Consider the following 23,311-nt stretch of genomic DNA (forward strand, 5'->3'; position numbering starts at 1 on the left):
GAAGGGTACGGAAGATATCAACTGGTTCGAGGGGCAGGTTGGCAGGCTCGTTGCAAAATCGACAATGCCTCCCCACCGTTCTCCTAACCCATGGACCAGGAGACAGCAGGCGTGAGGGAAGAGGGGGAGCAAACGGTGGTCGTCGGAGAGGACGTACCCGGATTCGCCATCCTCTCGCGTCGCGGTCATCTGCGCGAGGTGGATGGGCGGATGCGCACCCACCTGGGGGTGGTCCAGCTCCCCGAGGCGGTGGGCTCGCTGGAGGAGCTGCTGAGGGGGGTGGGGTTCCGTCAGCGGCCGGGTGCGGACCTGTGGGAGCACGAGGGGCGGCTGCTCCGGGCGGGCGAGCGCGCCCTGGAGGACGGAGCGAGGCTGCTGTGGACGCTCCCCATCGAGGGGGATGAGGAGCTCGTCCGCCGCCGGGTGCGCTATCTGGGGTTGGCCTCTCATGATCTGCGGGGCTCCCTGGCGAACGTGCGCTCCTACGCCGCCCTGCTGCTCAACGGTCGCATCCCGCTCGAGCCCAAGGCCAAACGCGGGTTGGAGACCATTCTCCGGAACACGGACCGGGCCTTGTCCTTTGCCCAGGACTTCTTCGACGCGAGCCGGGCCGACCTGGGCATGCTGGCGTGCGAGCCGGAGAAACAACCGCTCGAACCGCTGCTCGCCCAGGCGGTGGAGCACCAGCTGGAGGCGGCCGGCGCGGCGAGCGTGGGGCTGAGCCTGGAGCTGCCGGGCACGCCCCTGCCCGAGGTGGAGGTGGACGCGGGCCGCGTGCAGCACGCCGTGGAGGCCTTCATCCGTCACCACCTGCTGCACGTGCAGCCCGGAGAGCAGCTGCGGGTGCGGGCGAGGCCGGAGGACGGCGGGCTGCGGGTGGAGGTGCGGCGCGACGGCGTGCCCCCCTCGGAAGAAGAGACCGCCCTCACCTTCGCGCGAGAGGAGCGCGCCTTCCGGGAGAAGAAGCTGGAGGATCCCCTGCGGCTGGGGCTCGCACGGCAGGAGATCGAGGCACTGGGCGGCTCCGTTGGGGTGACAACCGACGAGGGAGGGACCACCCTCTTCCTTACACTCCCCATCGCCCTCTCTTCCTCGGCGAGCGCCCAGGCCTGAGCTTCCTGATCTCTTGCTGGCGACCCGCGCCCTCCGGGGCTATCCTGCCCCGGCCTTTTCCAAGGAGTGCGAGATGGGTCTGAAGATGTCGGAGATTCTGCTGATCATGGGGGTGCTGCTGCTCCTCTTCGGAGGCTCGCGCCTGCCGCAGCTCGGCTCCGCGCTGGGCAGTGCCATCCGCAACTTCAAGCGCGGCTTCGGTGGTGAGGAGGCCCCCGCCGCCGAGGAGAAGAAGCCCTCGGGGACGCTGGCCAGCGGCGGTGGCGTGGACAAGGACGTCAACGCCCGCAGCACCACGCACCAGGGCTGAGACCCCGGTCCACTTCCGAACCCCGCGCCCGCTCGGCCCGCCCTCCTGGGGTGAGGCTGAACGGGCGTTGTCGCTCCAGTACCGGCCAGCCGGCCAGGCGCCCGCTCAATCCGGCGAGTCACCCTCGTAGAGGCCGTCCAGCAGGGCCTTGAACTTGAGGCTGACGTGCTTGCGCTTCACCTTGAGGCTCGGCGTGAGCTCGCCCGTCTCCTGGCTGAAGTCGGAGTCCATCACCACGAAGCGCTTGAGCGTGCTGTAGGACGGCAGCTCGGTGTTCACCTTGTCGAGGATCTCCTGCACCGCGGCGTGGAGCTCCGGCCGCCGGCACAGCTCCGCGTAGGAGCCGGGCGTCACGCCCTTGTCGGTGAGCAGCTTGCGCGCGGGCTCCTCGGCCACGGTGATGAGCGCCACCAGGTACTTGCGCTTGTCGCCGTGCACCATCGCCTGGCTGATGAGCGGGAACGTCTTGAGCGTGTTCTCGATGTTCTGCGGCGCGACGTTCTTGCCGCCGGCGGTGACGATGATGTCCTTCTTGCGATCCGTGATGCGGACGTAGCCCTCCGCGTCCACCTCGCCGATGTCCCCGGTGTGGTACCAGCCGTCCGGCTCGAGATCCGCCTCGGTGGCCGCATCGTTCTTGTAGTAGCCCTTCATCACTCCGGGGCCGCGAATGAGGATCTCCCCGTCCGGGGCGATCTTCACCTCGGTGCCAGGCAGTGGCGGGCCCACGGTGCCGATCTTGATCTTCTCCGGGGGGTTGACGCAGGTGGCGGCCGACGTCTCGGTGAGGCCGTAGCCCTCCACCACCTTGTAGCCGAGCAGATCGAAGAACCAGGCGATCTTCCGGGAGAGCGGCGCGCCGCCGGAGACGAACAGGCGCATGTTGCCCCCCAGCTTCTCGTCGAGCGTGGCGCGCACCTTGGAGAACACCAGCTTGCGCGCCAGGGCGAGGCCCACGTGGGGCGGCTCACGGCCCTGGGTCTTCGCCTCCACGTACTCGTCGAAGAGCGACAAGGCCCAGCGGAACAGGCGGCCCTTCAAGCCCGGCGCCGAGGAGCCATTGGTCACCACGCCGTTGTAGACCTTCTCGAAGACGCGCGGCACCGCCGGGAGGATGGTGGGGTGCGTCTCCATCAGGTTGGCCAGCAGCTTGTCCGTGTTCTCGGCGAACACCATCCGGAAGCCCATGGACAGCCAGGCGGCCATCACCACCTTCCCGAAGGAGTGCGCCAGGGGCAGGAACATCATCACCGAGTCGCTGGGCGCCATCACCCCGACGCCCTTCACCCCATTGGCCTCGTAGGCCCAGTTGCCGTGGGTGAGGAGCACGCCCTTGGGGTCCCCCGTGGTACCGGAGGTGTAGATGATGCAGCAGGTGTCCTCCATCTTCACGGAGCGCACCCGCTCCTCGAAGGACTCGGGCCGGGCCTCGTGGGCCTGGCGTCCCTGGGCCAGCAGGTCCGCCAGCGTCAGCTCCGCATTGCCGGAGACCGGGCCCTCGAAGAGGACCACCTCGCGCACGCCAGGACACTCGGCGAGCTTCTGCCGCAGGCGGGTGGCGCGCCCGGCCTGCTTGGGCGTCTTCTCGTCATGGTCCACGAAGACGAACGACGCCTCGGAGTGGTTGAGGATGTAGCGGACCTCATCCGGGGTGTTGGACGCGTAGATGGGGACGGTGATGGCCCGCGCCGCGGCGATGGCCAGATCACACATCACCCACCGGAGGCTGGTGTCCGCGAAGATGGCGACCCGGTCCCCCGGCTTCACTCCTCGCGCGAGGAGCCCGGCGGACAGCGCCTTCACGTCCTCGAGGATGCCTCCCCAGGCGACGTCCTCCCAGCGGCCCTCCGTCTTCCAGCTCGCGGCGACCTTGGCGGGAGACTGGGCCCGTTGCAGCAACAACTCGACGAGGTTGCCCACGGGCGTGGTGGAGGTGGCCAGCTGGGTCTCCGCTCTCATTTGAGCTCCTCCTCAATGGCGGCCTGGACCTTCTTCGCCCATCCCTGGACGCGTTGACCCTCGGCCGGGTCGTACCCCACGCTGCCCTGGGTCACCTTGAGGATGGCCTCGTGCGCCTGCTTCTCCTCGCCATCGGCGAGCAGCGTCTCGGCCAGGAACAGCCAGGCCCGAAGCTGCTCGGGGTGTTTCGCGATGGCCTTCTGGTAGAAAGAGGCGGACTTCTTCAAGTCCCTCTTGGGCCACGGCAGCTCATAGTAATAACGCCCCTTGGCCAGAAGAGGTCCTCCACGCTCGTACATCGGGTCGATCTTCAGCGCGGCGTCCAGGCGCTCGTTGTACTTACCCTCCAGGCCCTCGCCGAGCGCCGTGACGATGCCCACCGCCTGCGAGTAGCCGCCGATGCCCAGGGCCGCGAAGTACTGGCCCTCGACGCGCTCCGGCGCCACCTTCCGGGCGCGATCACCGAGCTCCCACGTCTGCTTACCCAGGCTCTTCTTCGCCTTCGAGTCCGAGGTGCCGTCCGCCTGCCACTGACGGAGCCGGGCCGCGCGCCACAGCACCTCGTAGTCCTCGGGCGTGGCCGCGAGCGCCTTCTGCAGGGCTTCGTCCAACTGCTTCACCGCGGCGGCATCGCCACGACGGGCGTACAGGGCATCCCACGCGGACAGCTCTTCCGGGGTCGCGGCCAGCGCTGGCAGGGCCAGCAGCACGAAAAGGGCAAGTGAAATCGAGCGCATACCGGCCGTGTTAGCACGCGCTTTTCTCCACCGGCAACCCGAGCCCCCAAACGGCGAAGGCGGTACCCGTGGTGCCGAAGCACCTCAGGTACCGCCCCGTTGGGTGGTGGACATGGAGCCTGTTCTCGAGGTCAGGCCGCGTCCGCCGAGGAGGCCTGCTGCTCCTCGTCCTGGTTGAAGGCCGCCAGGTAGCGCTCGAGGAAGTTCTTCGTCTTGAGCTCCACCTGCCGCACGCGCTCGCGCGACACGCCCCAGCGCTGGCCCAGCTCCTCCAGCGTGCGCGGCTTGTCCTGCGTGAGCCGCTCCTGAAGGATGTCCCAGCCCAGGTCGCCAATGCGCTTGCGCACCTTGGCCAGCGCCTCCTGAACCTCCTCGGTCTGCTCGCGGCCCAGGAAGATCTCCGCGGGAGACGGGCCGCCGTCCTCGAGCCGATCCAGGAAGGTCGTCTCGCCTTCCTCGTCGATGCTCGCGTCGAGCGAGAAGTCCGTCATGCTGCCCCGCTCGGCCTCGCCGCCACGCACCTGGCTGCGGTTGTCCTTCAGGTAGCGGGTGATGTAGGCGCGAATCCACCACACCGCATAGGTGGCGAAGCGCACGTTCTTCTTCGGGTCGAAGTGCTCGATCGCCTTCATCAGACCCACATTGCCTTCCTGGATGAGGTCATCCAGCCGGGCTCCGCGGTTGGCGAATTTCTTCGCCACCGCCACCACGAAGGCCAGGTTGGACGTCGCGAGCGTCTGTCGCGCCGCCTCATCACCCTTGCGGGCACGCCCGGCCAGCTCGTACTCCTGCTCTCGGGTCAGCTGCGAGTGATCCCCGAGATGGCGCAGGTAGTGCGACAGGCCCTCGGCTCCAAACTTCATCGTCCTGTTCGCCATTTTTCGCGTCCTCCATTCCCTCTTTGACGGACGCGCCCGCCCCAGTTCCGCGTCCACACCACTAGGACGCACAACGAGCCGAAGGGTTTCTCATTTCCGTTCCGGGGTATTTCTCCCGCTTACCCTGTCTACAAGCAGCCAGGGCTCGTTACGGGAGAGTTACGACCCCTTTCCCGCTGGGGAAAGGGCCCCTTGCCTCGGAAAACGAGCGCATCCGCGTGGAATCAAGAACGCTTGGGCGCGGGAAAGATTTTCTCGGGGTTCAACATCCCTGAAGGATCGAAGAAGCGCTTCAATTGGCGCTGAAGCTCCAGCACGGGCTCGGGCTGCTCCATCGCCAGATATTCCCGCTTGGCATGTCCCACTCCGTGCTCGCCCGTGATGGTGCCGCCCATGGAGACGGTGAGCTCCAGCATGCGCTGGATGGCGGTCTCCACCAGGGCGCGCTGGTGCGGGCCCTCATAGAGGATGTTGGCGTGCAGGTTTCCGTCCCCGGCGTGACCGTACGTGGCCACCAGCAGGCCGAGCTCTCCGCCCATCGCCTTGAGCGCCTGGATGATGTCGGGAATACGGGACCGGGGTACCACGATGTCCTCGGAGACTTTGTGCGGGCGGAGCGCGCGCAGGGCCCTCGAGACCACCCGGCGGGCCGCCCAGAGCTTCTCGCGCTGGGACTCGTCCTGGGCCACGAGGACTTCCGTGGCACCGTGCCGCTCGCAGATCTCCCCGAGCTGGCCGAGCTCCGCGAACAAGCCGTCCTCCACGTTCCCATCCACCTCGGCGATGACGGCCGAGCCGGCACCCGGCGGGAAGTTGAAACCCCGACCATCCACGGCCTGGAGCGCCACCTCGTCGATGAGCTCCAACGTGCGGGGAAGGATTCCGGCGGCCAGCACGGCGGAGATGGCACGTGCGGCGGTGTGCACCGAGTCGAAAATGACCAGGGCCGTCTTCACGTACCGGGGCTTGGGAATGAGCTGGACGGTGATCTCCGTGGCCACGCCGAGCGTGCCCTCGGAGCCCACGAAGAGGCCCACCAGGTCATAGCCGGCCACGCCCTTGATGGTGCGGCGGCCCAGGCGGAGCACCTCGCCGCTCGGCAGCACCCACTCCAGGCCGATGACGTAGTCGCGCGTCACACCGTACTTGAGCGCCCGGGGGCCACCGGCGTTCTCCGCCACGTTGCCCCCCATGGTGCAGAACTCCCACGAGTTCGGATCCGGCGGGTAGAAGAGCCCCTGCTCCTCCACGGCCTTCATCAGGTCTCCCGTGATGACGCCCGGCTGCACCACGGCGGTGAGGTCCTCCACCGACACACCCAGGATGCGGTTCATCCGCTCCAGGCTCACCACCACGCCCCCCATCAAGGGCAGCGAGCCGCCGCTCTTGCCGCTGCGCGCCCCACAGGGCGTGAAGGGCACCCCCAGCGACTGGCACGTCCGGAAGACGGCCGACACCTGGGCGGTGTCCTCCGGAAACACCACGAGATCCGGCGGGAAGACGCCGCTGTCGGACTCGTCCTTGGAGTAGTTCTCCCGCGAGGACTCGTCGCGGCGCACCTGGCCGGGCGAGAGCACCTCCACCAGCGCCGCGTGCGCGCGCTCCAGGAGCGAGGGGTCGGGCCGGGGGAAGGTCCGCTCCGAGGGCAGCGTCATCCGGGCTCCACTCATCTCCTCGCTCCCAACCGCGCCCACAGCTCGCGGCGCAGCGCTCCGTCCTTGCGCAACTGGCCCTCGTAGGCCTCCGCGTGGGTGCGGGCATCCCGCTGCCGATCTCCCCGGATGCGCAGGCACGCCTGCTCCGCCTCGATGATGCAGGCGGTGGCGGGGCTCTGCAGCACGCGCGCCAGCGACGAGGCCACCTCGCGTGCCAGATCCTCCTGGAGGATGAGCCGGTGCGCGAAGCAGTCCACCAGCGCGCTCAACCGGCCGAAGCCCACCACCCTCTTCGCCGGCATGTAGGCCACGTGCGCCCGGCCCTCCAGGGGCAGCAGGTGGTGCGGGCACATGGAGTGGAAGCGCAGGTCCGTCACCACCACCAGCTCCCCGGACGAGCCCGGAGGTGCCGGGAACGTCTCCCCCAGCGCCTCCTCCGCCGTGCGCCCGTAGCCGTCGAGGAACTCCTCCGTCCAGGCCTCGGCCACCCGCTCCGGAGTCCCCATCAGGTTGGGGTCGCCCTCCTGCCGCAGGCCGGCGGCGCGCAGGAAGTCCTGGATGGCGGCGGCCATGGCCACCCGGTCCGGCTTGCCCGCTCCTGCCGGCGGGGACTTCACGCCTCCTTGCACGCGACGCGCTACTCGGGGGTTTCCCACAGGCGAAGCTCCTTGAGGCCGTCGAGCTGGAGTCCCTCCCGGCCATCGATACTCAGGGGGCGGGCAACCTACCCGAAGCCGCCACCTGAATCTCGTCTCCGATGACACGTACAGCGTAGATGCGCACCCGCGCGCCGGGATGCGTGGGGCTGTCGCCGGTGCGGACGTCGAAGGCCCAGGCATGCAGGGGGCAATAGAGGAGGCACCCGTCCTGATCCCCCTCCGACAGGGGTCCTCCCCGGTGAGGGCAGGCCTGCTGCACCGCATGCAACCGTCCGTCGACCCGGACCAGGGCCACCCACTCCTCCCCTACCCTCACCACCGCCCGGCCCCGCTCATCCAGCTGAGCCAGACGTGCCACGGGAATGAAGTGCTCGTCGGCGTGTCCGTCCATCGCGCTCCCCAACGCACCGCGAAGCTCCACCCGTCCTCGCGTGAATACGGTGGGAGGGCCCTCGTCGCTCCCTTGACACCTCTATAGGGGACCAGTAGAGCAGATAATTACCGTTTTCCTGCCCGATGCGAATGCGCTCCCACATCGCTGGACACCTCCTTGCCCTGCTGGTGGTGGCGGTGTGGATCGTCCAGCCGCTGATCGCCATCGCCCATGCGCGGGAGCACGTGCACCGCTACTGTCCGACGCACCGCGCCTTCGAGGAGGCTTCGGCCAACGGGGGTACGGCGCGCGCCACGTGGATCCGGAACGCCAAGGCCCTCGAGAAGCAGCCTCCCGCCGCCTTCGGCCCCCTGCTCCATGAGGAGTGCGCCTTCGTGTCGGTCAGCGCGCGGGAGGAGCTGCCCGGGCCTCCCGAGGTCCAGCCCGTCGTCCAGGCCTGCCTCGAGGTGAGCCTGCCGGCCACCGCGCCGCCCCGGCCCCTCTGCGCGCTGTCCGTTCTCGATACCGCCCCCAAGGCCTCGCCTCCGGCGCGCGTCTAGCGCCGTCGAAGCGAAGTCATGGGTCGGCGTCCGCCCTCATCCGGACGTCTGGTTCGAGGAGTCCTTGTGTCCCCCACATCGCGCCGGCTCGCCGGCCTCGCCGTCTGCCTGTCGTTCTGTCTCTCCCCGTCCGCATCGGCCCAGACGTCGCCCGACGCGGGCACCCCTTCCGGGTCCTCCGACGCGGGCACGTCGCCCGAGGAGACCTCGCCGGACACGGGTGTCTCCGCCGAGGATCTGAAGGCGCTCGAGGAGGCGCTCGGGCAGGACGCCGCCGCGGCCGCGCAGTCCGGTGCCTCGGCCAGCACCCCGGCCCCATCGCCCTCCAGCGGCGTCACGATCAGCCCGACGAACATCAACATCCGGGGGCTGGAGCTGTCCTTCGTGCTGGACGTGGCGGGCGCCGCCTTCACCTCGAAGGAGCCCCTGCAGACGGGCGGGCATGATCCCACCGGCAGCGGCTTCAACTTCCAGCAGCTGGAGATGTCGCTCAACACGGCGGTGGACCCGTACTTCCGCTTCACCGGCAACATCGTCTTCAGCCAGTTCGGCGTCGAGGTGGAGGAGGCCTACGCCACCACCACCTCCCTGCCCGCCAACCTCCAACTGCGCGCCGGCCAGTTCCTCACCCGCTTCGGCCGGCTCAACCCCACGCACCCGCACGCGTGGGACTTCGTGGATCAGCCCTTCTCCATCGGCCGCGTCTTCGGTGGCGAGGGCAACCGCGGGCTGGGCGTGGAGGCCTCCTGGCTCACCCCGCTGCCCTGGTACGTGGAGGTGATCGGCTCGGTCACCGACGCCAGCGGCGAGGGCACCGCGCGCAGCTTCCTCGGCTCCTCGGGCAGCGGCGTCACCTCGCCCTTCGACTTCCAGTTCACCGGCACGGTGAAGCAGTTCTTCCCGCTGTCGGATGACCTGTCGCTGATGTGGGGCCTGTCGGGCGCCAATGGCCCCAACCCCACCGGCTACCACAACCGCACCGACGTCCTCGGCACGGACGTGTACCTCAAGTACCGGCCCATCTCCGGCGGCAGCACCACGATGGTGACCCTCCAGGGCGAGCTCTTCTACCGGCGCCGGCAGGTCCCCCAGGACGTGCTGTCGGACTTCAACGGGTATGGCCAGGTGCTCTGGCGCTTCGCCCAGCGCTGGGCCACCGCCGCGCGCTACGAGTTCGGCAGCCCGGCGCTCACCCGGGGCGGGCTCGTCACGGATGATCCGCTCGATCCCGAGTGGACCGACGACCGCCAGCGCATCTCCGCCAACCTCACCTTCTGGCCCACCGAGTTCTCCCGCCTGCGCCTGCAGGGCGCCACCGACCTCGCCAGCTGGCGCGAACGCCCGGACTACTCGGTCTTCCTCGCACTCGAAGTGGTGATGGGCGCGCACGGCGCCCACGCCTTCTGAAACCCTCTTGCTCCAGGAGTCTCCGATGAGTCCCTCTCGATGGATCGCGGCCCTGAGCGCCGCCCTCTGCGTCCTCCTCTCCTTCCCCGCGCGTGCCGACCTGAAGGTGGTGACGTCCGTGCCGGACCTCGCCGCGCTCGTCAAGGCGGTGGGCGGCGACAAGGTGCAGGTCACCTCGCTGGCCCTGTCCACGCAGGATCCGCACTTCGTGGACGCCAAGCCCAACCTCGCCCTGGATCTCAACCGGGCGGACCTGCTGCTCGCCATCGGCATGGAGCTGGAGATCGGCTGGCTGCCCACGCTCCAGAACGGCGCCCGCAACGAGCGCATCCTCACGGGCAACAACGGCTACCTGGACGTGTCCCAGTTCGCGCGCAAGCTGGAGGCCCCCACCACGCCGGTGGACCGCAGCCAGGGCGACGTGCACCCGGGCGGCAACCCGCACTTCCTCTATGACCCGCGCGCGGGCCTGGCGGTGGCCACGGGCATCGCCGACCGGATGATCTCCCTGGATCCGAAGAACGCGGACACCTACCGCGCCAATCTGGCGAAGTTCTCCACCGAGTTGGAGCAGGCGCGCGCTGGCTGGGAGAAGCGCCTGGCCGGGATGAAGGGCGTGCCCGTCATCGCCTACCACCGGACGACGGCGTACCTGGCGGACTGGACGGGCTTCCAGACCATCGCCTACCTCGAGCCCAAGCCCGGCATCCCGCCCAACCCCGCCCACGTGGCCCAGGTGCTGGGAATGGGGCGGCAGAAGAAGGCCCGGATGGTCCTCCAGGAGGAGTACTACCCCGCCACCACCAGCAAGCAGCTGTCGAAGCTCCTCCCCGCGCCGCTCGTCGTCCTCCCCGGCGGTACCAACTTCCGTGGCGGACAGACGTACCTCCAGCGCCTCGAGGAGATCGTCACGCGCCTGGAGAACGGCCTGAAGGGACAGGGGACCTGACCGATGCGACGCGCTCTCCTCTTGCTGTGGGGACTGACGCTCGGTGGCTGCGCGTGGGAGCCCGGCCAGGGCTTCGCGGTGGTGCAGCCCTCGGTGCGCGTGGCCTACGAGCCGCTCGCCGATCGCGCCACGAGCGACGGCTACCAGCGGCTGAGCTCGGACTACCAGGTGCGCGTGGACATGGCCATGATGCGGCTGTCCGGCATCGAGCTGCTCGCCAGCGCGGGCGGCGCCAGCGGCGCCTTCGATCCGTCCAACCCGCCTCCGGGCTACTCGCTGTGCCACGGTGGCCACTGCCACCGCGACGACGGGGCGCTCATCCCCTACGAGCAGATCTCCGCGGAGATGGGTGGCGGCGGAGGCTCCCGCACGGTGGTGACGCTCCCCGTCACGGAGCCACTCGATCTGCTCTCTCCAGAGAAGCGCACCGTCAGCTGCTCGCCCCGGTGTGCCCTGCCGGAGACCCAGGTGTCCCAGGGCCGCTGGGGCGTCGAGTCCCTGCGCTTGGAAGGCTCCGTGCGCGACGGGCGCGTTCCCCCGCGCATCGCCGACGCGCGCCGCTTCCGGGTGGACTTCGCGCCGGGCGAGGAGAGTGATGCCCCCGTGGCGATCCTCACCGGTGAGTTGGATCTGCCCTCGGACCGCTCCACCCCCCCGGAGGCGAAGCTGGACCTGGACCTGAAGTTGACGGCCGCGCTCTTCGATCCCCTGGACTGGAACCCGCTGAGCCAGGACGCAGATGGCGTGGTGATCATCAACGCCTCGAGCAACCCCGAGGCATACAAGGCGCTGGTGGAGCGGCTGGCCCGTTTCTCCCCCGAGGCGGAGGTGACCCGTGCAGACCCATGACCATGCCCATGCCCACACCCACGCGGATGGCCATGCCCATCACCAGCACGAGCACTCGTCCGACCTGCTGCTGTGCTGTGAGGACCTGGTCGTCGGCTACAACGGCAAGCCGCTGCTGCCGGCCATCAGCCTGCAGATCCGCCGAGGCACCTTCCTGTCCGTCATCGGCCGCAACGGCTCGGGCAAGAGCACCTGGTTCAAGACGCTGCTCGGCATGCTGCCGCCCGTCTCCGGCAGCGTGGCCCGCACCAGCGAGCACGTGAAGAGCGCCTACGTGCCGCAGACCTCCGGCATCGACGCGCTGCTGCCGGTGCGCTCGCGCGAGCTGGTGCAGTGGGGGCGGCTGTCCGGGTGGAACTTCCTGTGGCCCTTCCCCAAGAAGCAGGATCGGGCGGTGGTGGAGTCGGCGCTGGACTCGGCCGGAGCGCGGCCCATCGCCAACCGGCCCTACCGCGACCTGTCCGGAGGCCAGAAGCAGCGGGCCCTGCTGGCACGGGTGCTGGCCACCGAGGCGGACCTGGTGCTGCTGGACGAGCCCACCGCCTCCATGGACGCCGTGGCCGAGCGCGAGACCATGCAGCGGCTGGCGGAGCTGGCGCGCGGGCCCCGGCGGCTCGCGGTGGTGGTGGTGAGCCACGACCTGCAGATGGCCGCCGACTTCTGCGACCAGTTCCTCTTCGTGGACAAGGACGGCCCCGCCATCGTTCTGGGGGACGCGAACACGGTCTTCTGCCATCCTGCGTTCCGCCACAAGTACGGCGACGACTACTGCCCCACCCACAACCCCGTCCACCCTCGATAGGACAGCCGCTTGGATCCGCAGCTCGCCGAGACCTCCACCTGGGCACAGTTCTGGGATGCATACGAGCTGTTCAGGGACCCCATGCTCTGCGCCCTCATCGCCGGGTGCGCGCTGGGGTTCCTCAGCGTGTACGTGGTGCTGCGGCGCATGGTGTTCGTCAGTGCCGCCGTGACGCAGTCGGCCGGCCTGGGCGTGGCGCTGGCCTTCTTCGCGCAGATCCATGTGGGCGTCCCCATCGAGCCCACCCTGGGCGCGGTGGGCATGGCGCTGGTGGCCACGATGCTGCTGATGACGGATCCCTCCCGGCTGCGGCTCACGCACGAGAGCATGCTGGGCCTGGCCTACGCGCTCACGGGTGGCGCGGCCATCCTGGTGGGAGACCGCATCTCCCAGGAGGCCCATGACATCCAGGGCATCCTCTTCGGCACGGCGGTGCTGGTGGAGCGGCCCCAGCTCATCGCGGTGACCGTGGTGGGCACCACCACCCTCTTCCTCCACCTGTGGTGGTTCCGAGGCCTCACCTTCGCCAGCTTCGACCGCACCGGGGCCATGGTGCAGGGGCTGCCGGTGCGGATGCTCGACGCGGTGGTGATGATCTCCATCGGCCTCATGGTGGGCGTGTCGGCGCGGGCCCTGGGCGCACTGCCGGTGTTCGCCTTCTCCACCCTGTCGGCCATCGCCGCGCTGATGTTGGATCTGCGGCTGCCGTGGACCTTCCTGCTGGCCACGCTCGCCGGAGCCATCTCCGGCCTGGGCGGCTACCTCTTCGCCTACTTCTACAACTTCCCCGTGGGCGGCTCGCAGACGGTGCTCGCGAGCGCGCTGGTGGTGCTCGCGATGATCGTGCGGGCCCTGCGCCAGCTCTTCACGCACGGCACGTCCAGCTGAACCGGGCCCCGCCAGGCCCCTCGGGGGCCTGACAGGCAGCCGGCGGGTGGAGCGGAGGAAGCGGGCGCCTGATGCACCCTCCCCGGCCACCCATATTGGGCCTGGGAGGTCCATGAGAGGACAAGAGCGCCTCCCAGGGGGCCTTCCATGGTGGACACCACCTCTGGAGAGAAGAGCAAGCACCTGCCCACGGGCGTGACCGGGCTGGATGTCGTGCTCCACGGAGGGCTCCTGCGCGGCGCGATGTACCTCGTCACGGGCGCGCCGGGCACTGGCAAGACGGTTCTTTCGAGCCAGATCGCCTTCCACCGCGCGGCCGCTGGCGAGAATGTCGTCTACGTCACGACGTTCTCCGAGTCCCATGCACGACTGCTGTCCAACCTCGAGACCTTCACCTTCTTCGACCGCTCGCTCGTCCAGAGCCGCCTCACCCTGCTGAGCGGGGTCGCGGCGCTCGAGGAAGGCGGCCTCAAGCGATTCCAGGCGATGCTCAGCCAGGCGGTGCGCGAACATCACGCGTCCCTGATCGTCATCGACTCGCTGAACACGGCTTCCGAGCTGGCGTCCTCTTCCTTCGTCTACCGCAAGTTCCTGCGGGAGCTCGGCACCCTCCTGTCACTCGTGGGCTGCACGGCGCTGCTGGTCGCGCACAAAGGGGAAGGACAGGAGATGCTCCATCAGTTCGCCGCCGACGGCATCATCGAGCTCGACCAGAAGATGCTCGGGATGCGACTGACGCGCGAGGTCATGATCCTCAAGCAGCGGGGCAGTGCGCACCTGGGAGGCCGGCACGTCTTCGACATCGGAGACTCGGGCCTCACGGTCCACCCGCGAAGGGAAGCGCTCCTGCTCGATCGGGAGCTGGCCACCCGTCCTTCGGAGCACAAGAGCCGCTTCGGTATTCGCGGGCTCGACGACATGTTGGAGGGAGGCGTGCCCTCGGCGTCGATGACGGCGGTGATGGGCGCTCCCGGCAGCGGGAAGACCTTGCTCGGCCTCCACCTGCTGAAGGAGGGACTGAGCCTGGGGCAGCCGAGCCTCTATTTCGGATTCTACGAAACGCCCCCGCGGCTGATCGCCAAGGCGGAGGGTGTGGGCCTGCGATTGCGCGAGTCCGTGGAGTCCGGACTGCTGGAGGTACAGTGGCGGCAGCCGACCGAGCAGTTCCTCGATTCCATCGCCGAGCAGATATTGGAGAGGGTGTACCGCAACAAGGTGAAGCGGCTGTTCCTCGACGGCGTCGACGGGCTGATGCAAGCCGTGGCACACCCGGAGCGCTTCCCCGTCTTCTTCACCGCGCTGAGCAACGAGCTGCGCGCGCTCGGAGTGAGCAGTGCCGTCTCGATGGAGACGCCCTTCGGCGGCCCCGAGCTCGGCCTCGCCCCGGTGGGTCTGTCCGCGACTGTCGAGAACATCATCTTCGTGCGGTACGTGGAGCTCCGCGCGCGGCTCCACCGGCTCATCTCCATCTTGAAGGTCCGCGAGAGCAACTATGACCCGTCCATCCGCGAGTTCCACATCACGCCCCAGGGTCTCGAGGTCGCGAGCACTTTCGACAGTGCCGAAGTGGTGCTCGGCCAGATGGCCCTGGGAGGAATGAGGGCCCCCGCCCCCGGCCCTCCTTCCTCGCACTCCCGCTCCCCCCAGGAAGGCTCGGGAGAAGACGTATGAGTCATGTGCTCATCGTCGACGACGAGCCGGACATCGCGAGCGTGCTGGCGGAGCTCCTGGGTGATGAGGGCTTCGACGTCCGCGTCGTGCACGATGGCCGCCAGGCCCTGGCCGCCATGGCGGAGAAGAAGCCGGATCTGCTCATCACCGACCTGATGATGCCCAGGATGGACGGGCACACGTTGATCCGAGAGGTCCGCGACAGCGCGCCGCTCCGGGACATCCCCATCCTGGTGATGAGCGCCGGAACACTGGACAGGAACCTCGTCACCCCCAAGACGCGGTTCCTGCCCAAACCCTTCGAGTTCGACCGGATGCTCGAGGTGCTCAAGCAACTGCTCGGGTGAGGACTCAGAACACGCTGCGCACGAGGCCGCCGTCGACGCGGAGGGCCGCCCCGTTGATGGCGGAGGCGAGCGGGCTGCTCACGTAGGCGGCGAAGTCCGCGATCTCCTTCGGGTCGATGAGGCGCTCGATGAGCGACGTGGGACGGTTCTCCCGCATGAAGCGCCGCTCCGCCTCCTCGAGGGACACGCCGGGGAAGAGATCCTGGACGAACTTGCCGACCCCCTCGGTCCGGGTCGAACCCGGCAGGAGGGTGTTGACGGTGACCGCCGTCCCCTTGGTCAGCTCGGCGAGGCTGCGGGACACGGAGAGCTGCATGGTCTTCGTCGCGGCGTAGTGGGCCATCTCGGGCGAGGGGCTGATGGCGGACTCACTGGCGATGAAGATGATGCGGCCGGTCTTCTTCGCCAGCATGGCCTTGAGGTAGTGGCGGGCCAGGCGCACGCCGCTCATGATGTTGACCTCGAACAGGCGCTGCCAGGCCTCGTCCGTCTCGTCGAAGAAGCCCACGGCTTCGTAGATGCCGAGGTTGTTGATGAGGATGTCCACCTCGGGGAACTGGCGGAGGGTCTCCGCGGTGCCCTCGGCGGTGCCGTTGTCGGCGGCCAGCTTCTCGAGCTTCGCGCCCGGCACGCGGGCACGGATGTCGGCGATGGCGGACTCGACGCTGGAGGCGGTGCGTCCGTTGACGATCACCCTGGCGCCTTCACGGGCGAGCGAGGTGGCGATTTCCTTGCCGATGCCTCCAGAGGATGCGGTGACGAGGGCGAGCTTGTTGTCGAGTTGCAGATTCATGGGGGTGCTCTCTAACGAGGGAGGGCCTTCGATGCAGCCCTGAGGCAGGACACTAACGGACCGCGGCGGAGACCTTCTTGAACTCGGGAGTGCCCGCGCACCCGAGCAGATCGAAGAGCGCGGCCTCGACGGTGACGATGTGCGCGCCCGCCTCGCGGCACATCTCCAGGCCCACGCGGCGATCCTCCGGGCTGCGCGACATCACGGCGTCTGCGCAGAGAAACGGGGTGAAGCCCTTCTCGGTCAGGTCGCGCACCGTCTGGAAGACACAGACGTGCGTCTCCATGCCGATGAGGAGCACCTGCTTGCGCTCGCCGAGCCGCGTGGCCACGTCCGGCACACAGGCGGTGAACTCGAGCTTCTCCACCGCCGAGTAGTTGCCCAGCCGCATCTTCACCAGCGAGTGCGTGGGGCCCAGACCCTTGGGGTACTGCTCGGTGACGATGATGGGCAGCTCGAGCGCCTTGGCGCCCTCGATGGCGGCGTTGCAGCGGTTGAGCACCCGGTCGAGCGCGTCCCGCTCCATGGCGGCGCACAGCCGCTCCTGGATGTCCACGACGAGGAGCGAGGCCTGGTCTCTCTTGAGTCGGAAGGTGGGCATGGGGGCGGATTGTCCGAAGCCATGCCCCCTCGTCAAGCACGGCGCGCGGGCGATTGATGCCCCCCGAACGGGTCCGCTGGGGTATGCGGGAGCGTGATGAGCGCTCCCCTGCATCTGGATGACTGGGGTGGCACCGGCCCGGTGCTGCACCTCGCCCATGCCAACGGCTTTCCCCCGGGCAGCTACCGCAAGCTCATCGAGTCCCTCAAGCCGCGCTACCACGTCTTCACCCTCCGCAGCCGCTGCCTCGTGCCGGGGGCGGATCCGCGCTCGATGCGGGACTGGGACGACATGGCCGAGGATCTGGCCCGGGCGCTGCGCGCACGCGGGCTGGAGGGGGTGGTGGGCGTGGGCCACAGCATGGGCGGCGTGGCGACGCTGCTCGCCTCCGTGAAGGACCCGGGGCTCTTCCGGGCCGTGGTGGCGTTGGACCCGGTGCTGTTCACGGGCAAGCGACTGCTGCTGATCCAGGCGCTGAGCCTGCTCGGTCTGCGGCATCGGGTTCCCCCCGCGAGCCTGGCCCGGCGCCGCCGCGAGGCCTGGGGCTCCCGAGAGGAAGCCGCCACGAGCTACCGCAAGAAGGCCCTCTTCCAGCGGTTCGATCCCGAGTGCTTCCAGGACTACATCACCCACGGCCTCACCGAGGTGCCCGGAGGCGGCTTCCGGCTCACCATCCCCAGGGACTGGGAGGCCCGCGTCTTCGAGACCTCACCGCGCGGCGTCTGGCGGAAGCTGCGCGCGGTGCCCGTCCCCGCGCTCGTGCTGCGCGGGCGGGACTCGGACACGCTCCTCCCGGAGGCACTGGAGCGCGTCCGTCACACGCTCCCCGGTGTCCTCACCGAGGAGCAGCCCGGCACCCACCTCTTCCCGCTGGAACATCCGGAGGACTGCGGACGGCGCATCCTCTCGTTCCTCACGAGACACTCTCCAGGGCCCGGAGCGGGATGACGTTGGAGTGCGCTACGGCCTCCACGCCGAGCCCTCCTCCCCGGCTCGCCAGGAAGGCGCGGGCACGCCGGCCCTCGGGCAGGTGCGGATCCGCATCGAGCCAGCACTCCAGGACGGAGGCGAAGGCCGAGGCCGCCTCGGAGAGGGAGCCCCGGGCGACATGCGCCTCGGCCACGAGGAGCCAGGCATGGCCACAGCCAGGACGCTCCTTCACGAGCGCCTCGGCCAGGTCCAGGGCCCTGTCCGCCCTGCCCGAGCGCAGCCGAGAGCGGGCCAGCGTCTCACGCGCCGGGCGGGAGAAGGCCGCCGGACCCGCCGCGCGCAGCCGGCGCTCCAGCCGCATCGCGCGGATGAGCGTGGCCTCGGCATGGGCGTCATCCCCTTGACGGGACTCCAGCGCGCCGCGCAGCTCGCAGGCCGCCAGCTCCACCACCCGGGCGACGTCGCGCGGGCACAGCATGCGGCTGTCGCCCTTGCGCTCCTCGGACAGCGGCGGGTGCAGCGCGTCGAGCTCGTCGCAGGCCCGCTCCGCCTCCACGAGCTTGCCGGACTCCAGGGCGCGCAGCCCCCGCGCATACGTCTCCAGGCCCGTGAGGAACCCGCGCTCCGCCGGGCTCGCCTCGGGCGGCAGCTCCACGCGAAGCTCCGCCGCCGCGCGCCAGAAACCGAAGCGCAGGTGCAGGCTGGCGAGCGCGCCGGCCGCGAACACGAGCGCCTGTCCCGAGTGCGGCTGCACCGACTCCGCGCGGGAGCGCAGGCGGCGCGCCCAGGACTGGGCCTCGCCATAGCGCCCCGCGTCGGCGCACGCCACGGTGAGCAGGCGCAGCGCCTGGCCCGCCACCGGCGCGGCGGACTCGGGCAGCGACTCCTGGGCGAGCCAGGCGTCATCCGCGGCCACCGCCGCCTCCAGCACCTCACGCGCCTCGCGCGTATGCCCCACGCGCAGCAGCAGCCGGCCGGAGCCGAGCAGCGCCGTGCTCGCGCGAGGTGCCAGCAACCGCAGGCGCCGCGCGCTCTCCAGCGCCGCCTCGGGGCGGTGACTGTCCACCATCACCTGCACCCACGCATGGTGGACCCCCTCGTGGTTGGGGTGCGTGCGCAGCAGCTCGCGCAGGAGCGCCTGGGCATACGGCTGGCCCGCTCCGGGGCGCCCATCCGGCTCGTACCCGTCCGCGAGGAAGCTGGCGAGCAGCAGGCGCGCCTCGGCGTCCTCGGGGAAGAGGTCGACGAGGGACTCCATCTCGCGCACGAAGCCGTGGCGGCCGTTGGAGGGGCCCTTGTCGGCCAGGAAGGTGGCCGCGACGATGTAGCGCTGCTCCGCGTCCGTCACGTCCTCGCTGAGGGCCAGCGCCCGATGGATGGCCTCCGCCCGCTCCCCCGCGTAGCGGGCACCGGCCCCACGCGTCATCGCCAGGCCCCAGTACGCCATGGCCAGCCGTGGATCCCTCCGCGCGGCCTCCGCGAAGGCGCGCCGGGCCTCGGCACCCCACCCGAGGTGCAGCAGACGCAGGCCCTGATCGAAATACGCCTGGGCCAGGGGCACCCGGGTGCTCACCTGGAGGTGCGCGCGGCCGAGGCCCTCGCGCAGCGGTGGCGTGGACAGCTCCACGTCCGGGACGTCGTCCCAGGGGGCGGAGGGGAAGATGGAGGGTTCCTCGGCTCGAAGGAGTCGTGCCAGCATGATGACCTCTCTCACGCCCCGACGGGGGCGAACGATTCGTCCACAACGGGCCGCTCCAGCGCCTCGACGCGACTGGCCAGCCCCCTCCACGCCACCGCCAGCTTCTCCACGGGCACCGGCGGCGCCTTGCGCCGTGCCGCGACGCACTCGTGCCGCCAGCCCATCCCCATCACCTCCGCCACCCACTCCTCGTACCCGGCCAGCCATCCGGCCAGGCACACCACCGCGGCGCGCGCGGCGGAGCGCTCGTCCGGGGTGACGGGCTCGCGAGGAGCCCCGAGCCCCTCCGCGTGGAAGACCGGCCACACCACGTGGCCCTCCTCCACCAGGGACGGGGAGAAACCGTCGCGCGGCACGTAGACGGTCTCGCCGCACACGCGGCACAGCGCCCCGAAACCCCACAGCGTGAAGGCCCCTCCCCCCGGCAACGCACCCGAGTAGGCGCTGGTGCCCCGCTGTCCCGCTGGAATGCGCTCGCGCGTGAGGCCCCGGCGCAGCAACAGGTTGTCCTCGTGGGTGACATCGCGGCCGATGCACCACATGGAGACGTCGAACAGCCGCTCGCCCTCGCGCCGCACGTCCTGCGGGAGGAGCTGGAAAAGGGAGGAGCCCATGACGTGCCTCAGCTCGCCTTGGCCGCCGCGCCCTTGCGGACCGGCACCTCGCCGAACAGCGCCTTGAAGTCCACCTGCTGGCCGCCCTTCTTGCCCAGCACGGCATTCACCGCGCGCACCAGCTTGCCGCGCACCTTCGGCGGCAGCGGCTTGTCCTCCAGGGCGGCGTTCACCTGCTGCACGCTCACGCCCCGGCCGCTCTTCGGCTTGCCGATGCCCAGCTCCGCGTACGGCTTCGTCTGCTTCTCCTTGTCGCGCCGCTTGTCGGAGCGCTGCTTCGCCAGCTTGCGGTCATCCTCGGCGCGCGCCTCGAGCTGGCTGGACAGGCGCACGAGCGCCTCGGGCTGGAGCTGCTGATCGTTCAGGAACTGCTTGAAGGTACCCATGGTCGTCTCCTGTTGAGTGGGTGGAAGGGGTGGAGCGGGGGCGGACCGTGCCCCCGCTCCGGGTGTGACGTGTGCTCAGTGCTCGTGCTCGTGCTCTTCACCCTCCTCCTCGATGACGAGCGAGACGCTCGTCTGGGAGGTGGGGCCGAAGGTCAGCGTGTACGCGCCCACCTGGAGCTCGGCGACGTAGCGGCCCTTGATCTCGCTGCACGCCTCCGAGTCCTTGGCCGAGGACTCGAACGACACGGACGAGGACCCGGAGGTGCTGGTGATCCCCAGGTTCACGTCGGAGCCGAGGAAGAAGACGTAGTGGGCGGCCTCGCCCACCTGGAAAGACACCGAGCCCGTGTTGCCCCCGGTGCCCGCCGGCAACGAGATGTCGTAACGCTTGTGATCATTGCTCACGGCGGGCGCTCCGCTCGCCGTGGCGCTCGCGGTCACGGGGGCGCTGGGGCCTTCCTTGAGGTGCTCGCACCCCTCGGTATCGGCCTCGCTGGTATTGCCGCACCCCACGACAAGGGCACTCGACAGCAGGCAGGCGAACAGGGACTTCTTCATCATGGTGTCTGACTCCAGCTAGGGACTGCGTTGTGGTGCTGCGAACATCCCCACGCTCCCGTCCCGAGGACGACATGGGACGCCCGGAGCGAGGGGAAAGTCGTGAGAGTGGACGCTGAGCGGAATGGGCCTCGCCTCACGCGCCACGGCCCTGGATTCGGAGCGCCGTGGACATGCACGGACCGCGCGCTCCGAGCCTCAGCGAGGCACGGGCATGCGTTCGGGTGCGGGAAACGGATCCGAGTGGGCTGGGAGCGCTGGCGATGCGCGAGGGGATCACGGCCGCGCGCGAGGAGGGTCGATACCCTCACCCCGACCCTCTCCCAGAGGGAGAGGGAGGGGATGCGCGGAGCGGAAACCCCTTGGGCTCAGACCACGGGCGGTGAGGACTTGGGCGCCAGGTGGAGCCACTCCACCGGCGGCTCCACGCTCTCGCTGTCCACCACCAGCACCGGCCCCGACAGGACCGGCGCCTCTGGCGACAACATCACTCCGGCCGGCGGCGGCGCCACCCGGCGGAGGAAGACATGCGCACAGTGTGCATCCGCGCCGTGTACGGAGGCCTTCGCCTCCGCGCGCGTGATGCGCTCGTCCTCGAAGGACACCTTCGCCTGGACCTGCGCTTCACCCTGCTCCACTCCCACCTCGTGCAGCAGCTCGCCGTGCTCGAGGCACGTGGCGTGCTGTACCAGGACGAAGTGCGCCACACTCCCCAGGTACGCCAGCACACACAGCAGCACCAGCGGCAGCGCCAGCAGGCGCGACCGTCGGGACAGCAGGGGCTCGGAGAAGGGGCGGCTCACGGGAAACGTGGTTTCAGGGGAAATACAGTTGCGTCTTGGAGTTGTACGCGAGGGCGCGCCCGCGTGCAAGTGATTGCCGAGTCAGACGGCGTAGCCCATGGCGCCAGCCTTCACCGGGGCCTCCGGGTCGAGCATCACGTTGACGCAGGCCACCGTGCCACTGGCCAGGGCCCGCTCGAGCGCGGGGCGGATCTGCGCCGGTTCCGTCACGAGCTCGCCATGGCCGCCGAACGCCTCCACCACTTTGTCGTAGCGGGTGGGCGCCAGGCGCGTGCCCGGAGACTTGTCCTCACCGAACATCTGCACCTGGGGAATGCGGATCTGCCCCCAGGCGGCGTCGTTGCCCACCACGCACACCATGGGGAGCTTGAAGCGCAGCGCCGTCTCGAAGTCCATGCCGTTGAGGCCGAAGGAGCCATCGCCCTGGATGATCCAGTGCGTGCGCTCCGGGTGCAGCACCTTCGAGGCGAGCGCGAACGGCGCCCCCACCCCGAGGCACCCGAGCGGGCCTGGATCCAACCACCGGCCCGGCCGGTTCAGCTCGATGACCTTGGCCGCCATGGCGACCCAGTTGCCCCCATCGGCGATGAACACGGGATCCTGCCCCGGGCCGTTGGCCACCTCCGACATCTCCCGGGCCAATCGGTAGTGGTGGATGGGCACGCTGTCGTTCTTCGTCCACTCCTCGAGGTCGCGCAGCTTCTTCCGCTCGCGCTCACGTAGCTGGGAGATGAACGTGTCCCGCGTCGCCCTGGGCGCCGCGTCCGCGAAGGCGGTGAGCGCGCTGTAGCTGTCCGCGATGAGGCCCACGTCCACCGCGCGGTTGCGCCCCACCTCGGTGGGATCGATGTCCACCTGGACGATCTTCGACTCGGCGCTGAAGGTGGGCTCGGCGCCGTAGTTGAGCCGGAAGTCGAAGGGCGTGCCGATGACGAACACCAGATCCGCCCCGCTCAGCGCGTCCTTGCGCGTGTGCTGGAAGAAGAGCGGGTGGTTCGCCGGCAGGCAGCCGCGCCCCGCGCCATTGAGGTACACGGGAATGCGCGCCGTCTCCGCGAAGCGCCGCAGCGCGTCCCAGGCCCCGTCCCAGTACACCGACGAGCCCGCGATGATGGCCGGGCGCTCGGCGGACTTCAGCAGCGCCATGGCCTCGTCCACCTTGCGCGGATCCGGCGCCTGCCGCGCGTCCGTGCGGTAGCTCCGGGGCAGCTGCAGGGTCTCCTCGTCCACGCCGTTGCAGAGCACGTCCCACGCCAGCTCCAGGAACACCGGCCCCGGCCGCCCGGAGAGCGCCACGCGGAAGGCCTTGGCCAGGTACGCCGGCACCAGCTCCGGCGTGGGGATGCGGTCCGACCACTTGGAGATGCGGTGGAACAGGTCCACCTGCTCCATCTCCTGCAGGGAGCCGCGGCTCTGGTTGAAGATGGGGGCCGCGCCGCCCAGCAGGATCATGGGCGAGCTGGCCGCGTGGGCGTTGGCCACGCCGGTGAGCGCGTCCGTCACCCCGGGGCCCGCCGTCACCACCGCCACGCCTACCCCACGCGTCACCCGCGCATAGGCATCCGCCGCATGGGCGGCCGCCTGCTCGTGACGGGTGTCGATGACCTGGATGCCCTCCTCCACGCACCCCGCGTAGATGGGGGCCACATGCAGCCCCGAGAGGGTGAAGATGTGTCGGACGCCCTCCTTCTTCAGCATCCGTCCGACGAGCTGCCCACCGGTGACCATGCCCATGGCGTGCGTCCTCCCTGTGTTGGGAACCTCGGAAGT

At 69.6% G+C, this 23,311-nt stretch carries 25 protein-coding genes; 11 read left to right on the plus strand and 14 right to left on the minus strand.

Annotation, left to right across the window (positions count from 1 at the left end; all coding sequences use genetic code 11):
* The first annotated feature begins 111 nt into the window (after positions 1-111).
* Both JRI60_RS33025 and JRI60_RS33030 read left to right on the plus strand, forming a co-directional pair.
* Positions 112-1,113, plus strand: coding sequence for a sensor histidine kinase (locus JRI60_RS33025; protein WP_430384331.1), 1,002 nt, complete (start codon positions 112-114; stop codon positions 1,111-1,113).
* Positions 1,114-1,186: 73 nt separating this feature from the next.
* Entirely contained in the window at positions 1,187-1,423 is a 237-nt protein-coding gene (locus JRI60_RS33030) for a twin-arginine translocase TatA/TatE family subunit (RefSeq protein WP_204219910.1), read from the plus strand.
* Positions 1,424-1,528: 105 nt separating this feature from the next.
* Here the strand turns inward: JRI60_RS33030 and JRI60_RS33035 are convergent, their stop codons facing one another.
* The 6 genes from JRI60_RS33035 to JRI60_RS33060 form a co-directional block, all read right to left on the minus strand.
* Entirely contained in the window at positions 1,529-3,382 is a 1,854-nt protein-coding gene (locus tag JRI60_RS33035; RefSeq protein ID WP_204219911.1) for an AMP-dependent synthetase/ligase, read from the minus strand.
* Positions 3,379-4,119, minus strand: coding sequence for a tetratricopeptide repeat protein (locus JRI60_RS33040; protein WP_204219912.1), 741 nt, complete (start codon positions 4,117-4,119; stop codon positions 3,379-3,381). The genes JRI60_RS33035 and JRI60_RS33040 overlap by 4 nt, the downstream gene beginning before the upstream one ends.
* Positions 4,120-4,250: 131 nt before the next feature.
* Positions 4,251-4,997 carry a sigma-70 family RNA polymerase sigma factor gene (locus tag JRI60_RS33045; RefSeq protein ID WP_204219913.1) on the minus strand — a complete coding sequence of 249 codons (747 nt, stop codon included), beginning with the start codon at positions 4,995-4,997 and terminating at the stop codon, positions 4,251-4,253.
* Between the two features lie 224 nt (positions 4,998-5,221).
* On the minus strand, positions 5,222-6,652 hold the full coding sequence (locus JRI60_RS33050; protein ID WP_204219914.1) for an FAD-binding oxidoreductase: 1,431 nt from the start codon (positions 6,650-6,652) through the stop codon (positions 5,222-5,224).
* A gap of 11 nt (positions 6,653-6,663) precedes the next feature.
* Entirely contained in the window at positions 6,664-7,224 is a 561-nt protein-coding gene (gene folE / locus JRI60_RS33055; RefSeq protein ID WP_204229195.1) for a GTP cyclohydrolase I, read from the minus strand.
* Between the two features lie 136 nt (positions 7,225-7,360).
* Positions 7,361-7,702, minus strand: coding sequence for a Rieske (2Fe-2S) protein (locus JRI60_RS33060; protein WP_204219915.1), 342 nt, complete (start codon positions 7,700-7,702; stop codon positions 7,361-7,363).
* 131 nt (positions 7,703-7,833) lie between these two features.
* Here JRI60_RS33060 and JRI60_RS33065 point away from each other — a divergent pair, with 131 nt between their 5' ends.
* The 8 genes from JRI60_RS33065 (at position 7,834) to JRI60_RS33100 (ending at position 15,157) form a co-directional block, all read left to right on the plus strand.
* Entirely contained in the window at positions 7,834-8,244 is a 411-nt protein-coding gene (locus JRI60_RS33065) for a hypothetical protein (RefSeq protein ID WP_239469848.1), read from the plus strand.
* Positions 8,245-8,310: 66 nt separating this feature from the next.
* On the plus strand, positions 8,311-9,651 hold the full coding sequence (locus tag JRI60_RS33070) for a zinc-regulated TonB-dependent outer membrane receptor (RefSeq protein WP_204219917.1): 1,341 nt from the start codon (positions 8,311-8,313) through the stop codon (positions 9,649-9,651).
* A gap of 25 nt (positions 9,652-9,676) precedes the next feature.
* Positions 9,677-10,600, plus strand: coding sequence for a metal ABC transporter substrate-binding protein (locus JRI60_RS33075; RefSeq protein WP_204219918.1), 924 nt, complete (start codon positions 9,677-9,679; stop codon positions 10,598-10,600).
* A gap of 3 nt (positions 10,601-10,603) precedes the next feature.
* The gene (locus JRI60_RS33080; RefSeq protein WP_204219919.1) at positions 10,604-11,449 is read left to right on the plus strand and encodes a hypothetical protein; all 846 of its coding nucleotides are present in this window, start codon (positions 10,604-10,606) and stop codon (positions 11,447-11,449) included.
* Positions 11,450-11,513: 64 nt separating this feature from the next.
* Complete coding sequence (locus JRI60_RS33085) at positions 11,514-12,251, plus strand: metal ABC transporter ATP-binding protein (RefSeq protein ID WP_239470869.1); 738 nt, start codon at positions 11,514-11,516, stop codon at positions 12,249-12,251.
* Between the two features lie 9 nt (positions 12,252-12,260).
* Positions 12,261-13,139, plus strand: coding sequence for a metal ABC transporter permease (locus JRI60_RS33090; RefSeq protein ID WP_204219921.1), 879 nt, complete (start codon positions 12,261-12,263; stop codon positions 13,137-13,139).
* Between the two features lie 147 nt (positions 13,140-13,286).
* Complete coding sequence (locus JRI60_RS33095) at positions 13,287-14,810, plus strand: ATPase domain-containing protein (RefSeq protein WP_204219922.1); 1,524 nt, start codon at positions 13,287-13,289, stop codon at positions 14,808-14,810.
* On the plus strand, positions 14,807-15,157 hold the full coding sequence (locus JRI60_RS33100; protein WP_204219923.1) for a response regulator: 351 nt from the start codon (positions 14,807-14,809) through the stop codon (positions 15,155-15,157). The genes JRI60_RS33095 and JRI60_RS33100 overlap by 4 nt, the downstream gene beginning before the upstream one ends.
* 4 nt (positions 15,158-15,161) lie before the next feature.
* Here JRI60_RS33100 and JRI60_RS33105 read toward each other — a convergent pair whose 3' ends face one another.
* Positions 15,162-15,950 (minus strand): SDR family NAD(P)-dependent oxidoreductase, encoded by a 789-nt coding sequence (locus tag JRI60_RS33105; RefSeq protein ID WP_204219924.1) that lies wholly within the window; start codon positions 15,948-15,950, stop codon positions 15,162-15,164.
* A 52-nt stretch (positions 15,951-16,002) separates the two neighbouring features.
* Positions 16,003-16,551: an isochorismatase family protein gene (locus JRI60_RS33110; RefSeq protein WP_204219925.1), complete on the minus strand. Its 549-nt coding sequence runs from the start codon at positions 16,549-16,551 to the stop codon at positions 16,003-16,005.
* A gap of 96 nt (positions 16,552-16,647) precedes the next feature.
* Between JRI60_RS33110 and JRI60_RS33115 the strand changes: the two genes are divergently transcribed.
* Positions 16,648-17,499, plus strand: a complete 852-nt coding sequence (locus JRI60_RS33115) for an alpha/beta fold hydrolase (RefSeq protein WP_204219926.1) — start codon at positions 16,648-16,650, stop codon at positions 17,497-17,499.
* On the opposite strand, the gene JRI60_RS33120 is transcribed toward JRI60_RS33115, so the two are convergent.
* The 6 genes from JRI60_RS33120 to JRI60_RS33145 form a co-directional block, all read right to left on the minus strand.
* Positions 17,465-19,180: a tetratricopeptide repeat protein gene (locus tag JRI60_RS33120; RefSeq protein ID WP_204219927.1), complete on the minus strand. Its 1,716-nt coding sequence runs from the start codon at positions 19,178-19,180 to the stop codon at positions 17,465-17,467. The two genes, JRI60_RS33115 and JRI60_RS33120, sit on opposite strands and share 35 nt — an antisense overlap.
* An 11-nt stretch (positions 19,181-19,191) precedes the next feature.
* A complete protein-coding gene (locus tag JRI60_RS33125) occupies positions 19,192-19,794 on the minus strand; it encodes a hypothetical protein (RefSeq protein ID WP_204219928.1) in 603 nt (200 codons plus the stop codon).
* Between the two features lie 8 nt (positions 19,795-19,802).
* Positions 19,803-20,180: a hypothetical protein gene (locus tag JRI60_RS33130; RefSeq protein ID WP_204219929.1), complete on the minus strand. Its 378-nt coding sequence runs from the start codon at positions 20,178-20,180 to the stop codon at positions 19,803-19,805.
* Between the two features lie 75 nt (positions 20,181-20,255).
* Entirely contained in the window at positions 20,256-20,741 is a 486-nt protein-coding gene (locus tag JRI60_RS33135; protein WP_204219930.1) for a hypothetical protein, read from the minus strand.
* Positions 20,742-21,106: 365 nt separating this feature from the next.
* The gene (locus JRI60_RS33140) at positions 21,107-21,541 is read right to left on the minus strand and encodes a hypothetical protein (RefSeq protein WP_204219931.1); all 435 of its coding nucleotides are present in this window, start codon (positions 21,539-21,541) and stop codon (positions 21,107-21,109) included.
* Between the two features lie 81 nt (positions 21,542-21,622).
* Positions 21,623-23,275, minus strand: a complete 1,653-nt coding sequence (locus tag JRI60_RS33145; RefSeq protein ID WP_204219932.1) for a thiamine pyrophosphate-binding protein — start codon at positions 23,273-23,275, stop codon at positions 21,623-21,625.
* Positions 23,276-23,311: the final 36 nt, after the last annotated feature.

The organism is Archangium violaceum (assembly GCF_016887565.1).
Taxonomy (GTDB): domain Bacteria; phylum Myxococcota; class Myxococcia; order Myxococcales; family Myxococcaceae; genus Archangium; species Archangium violaceum_B.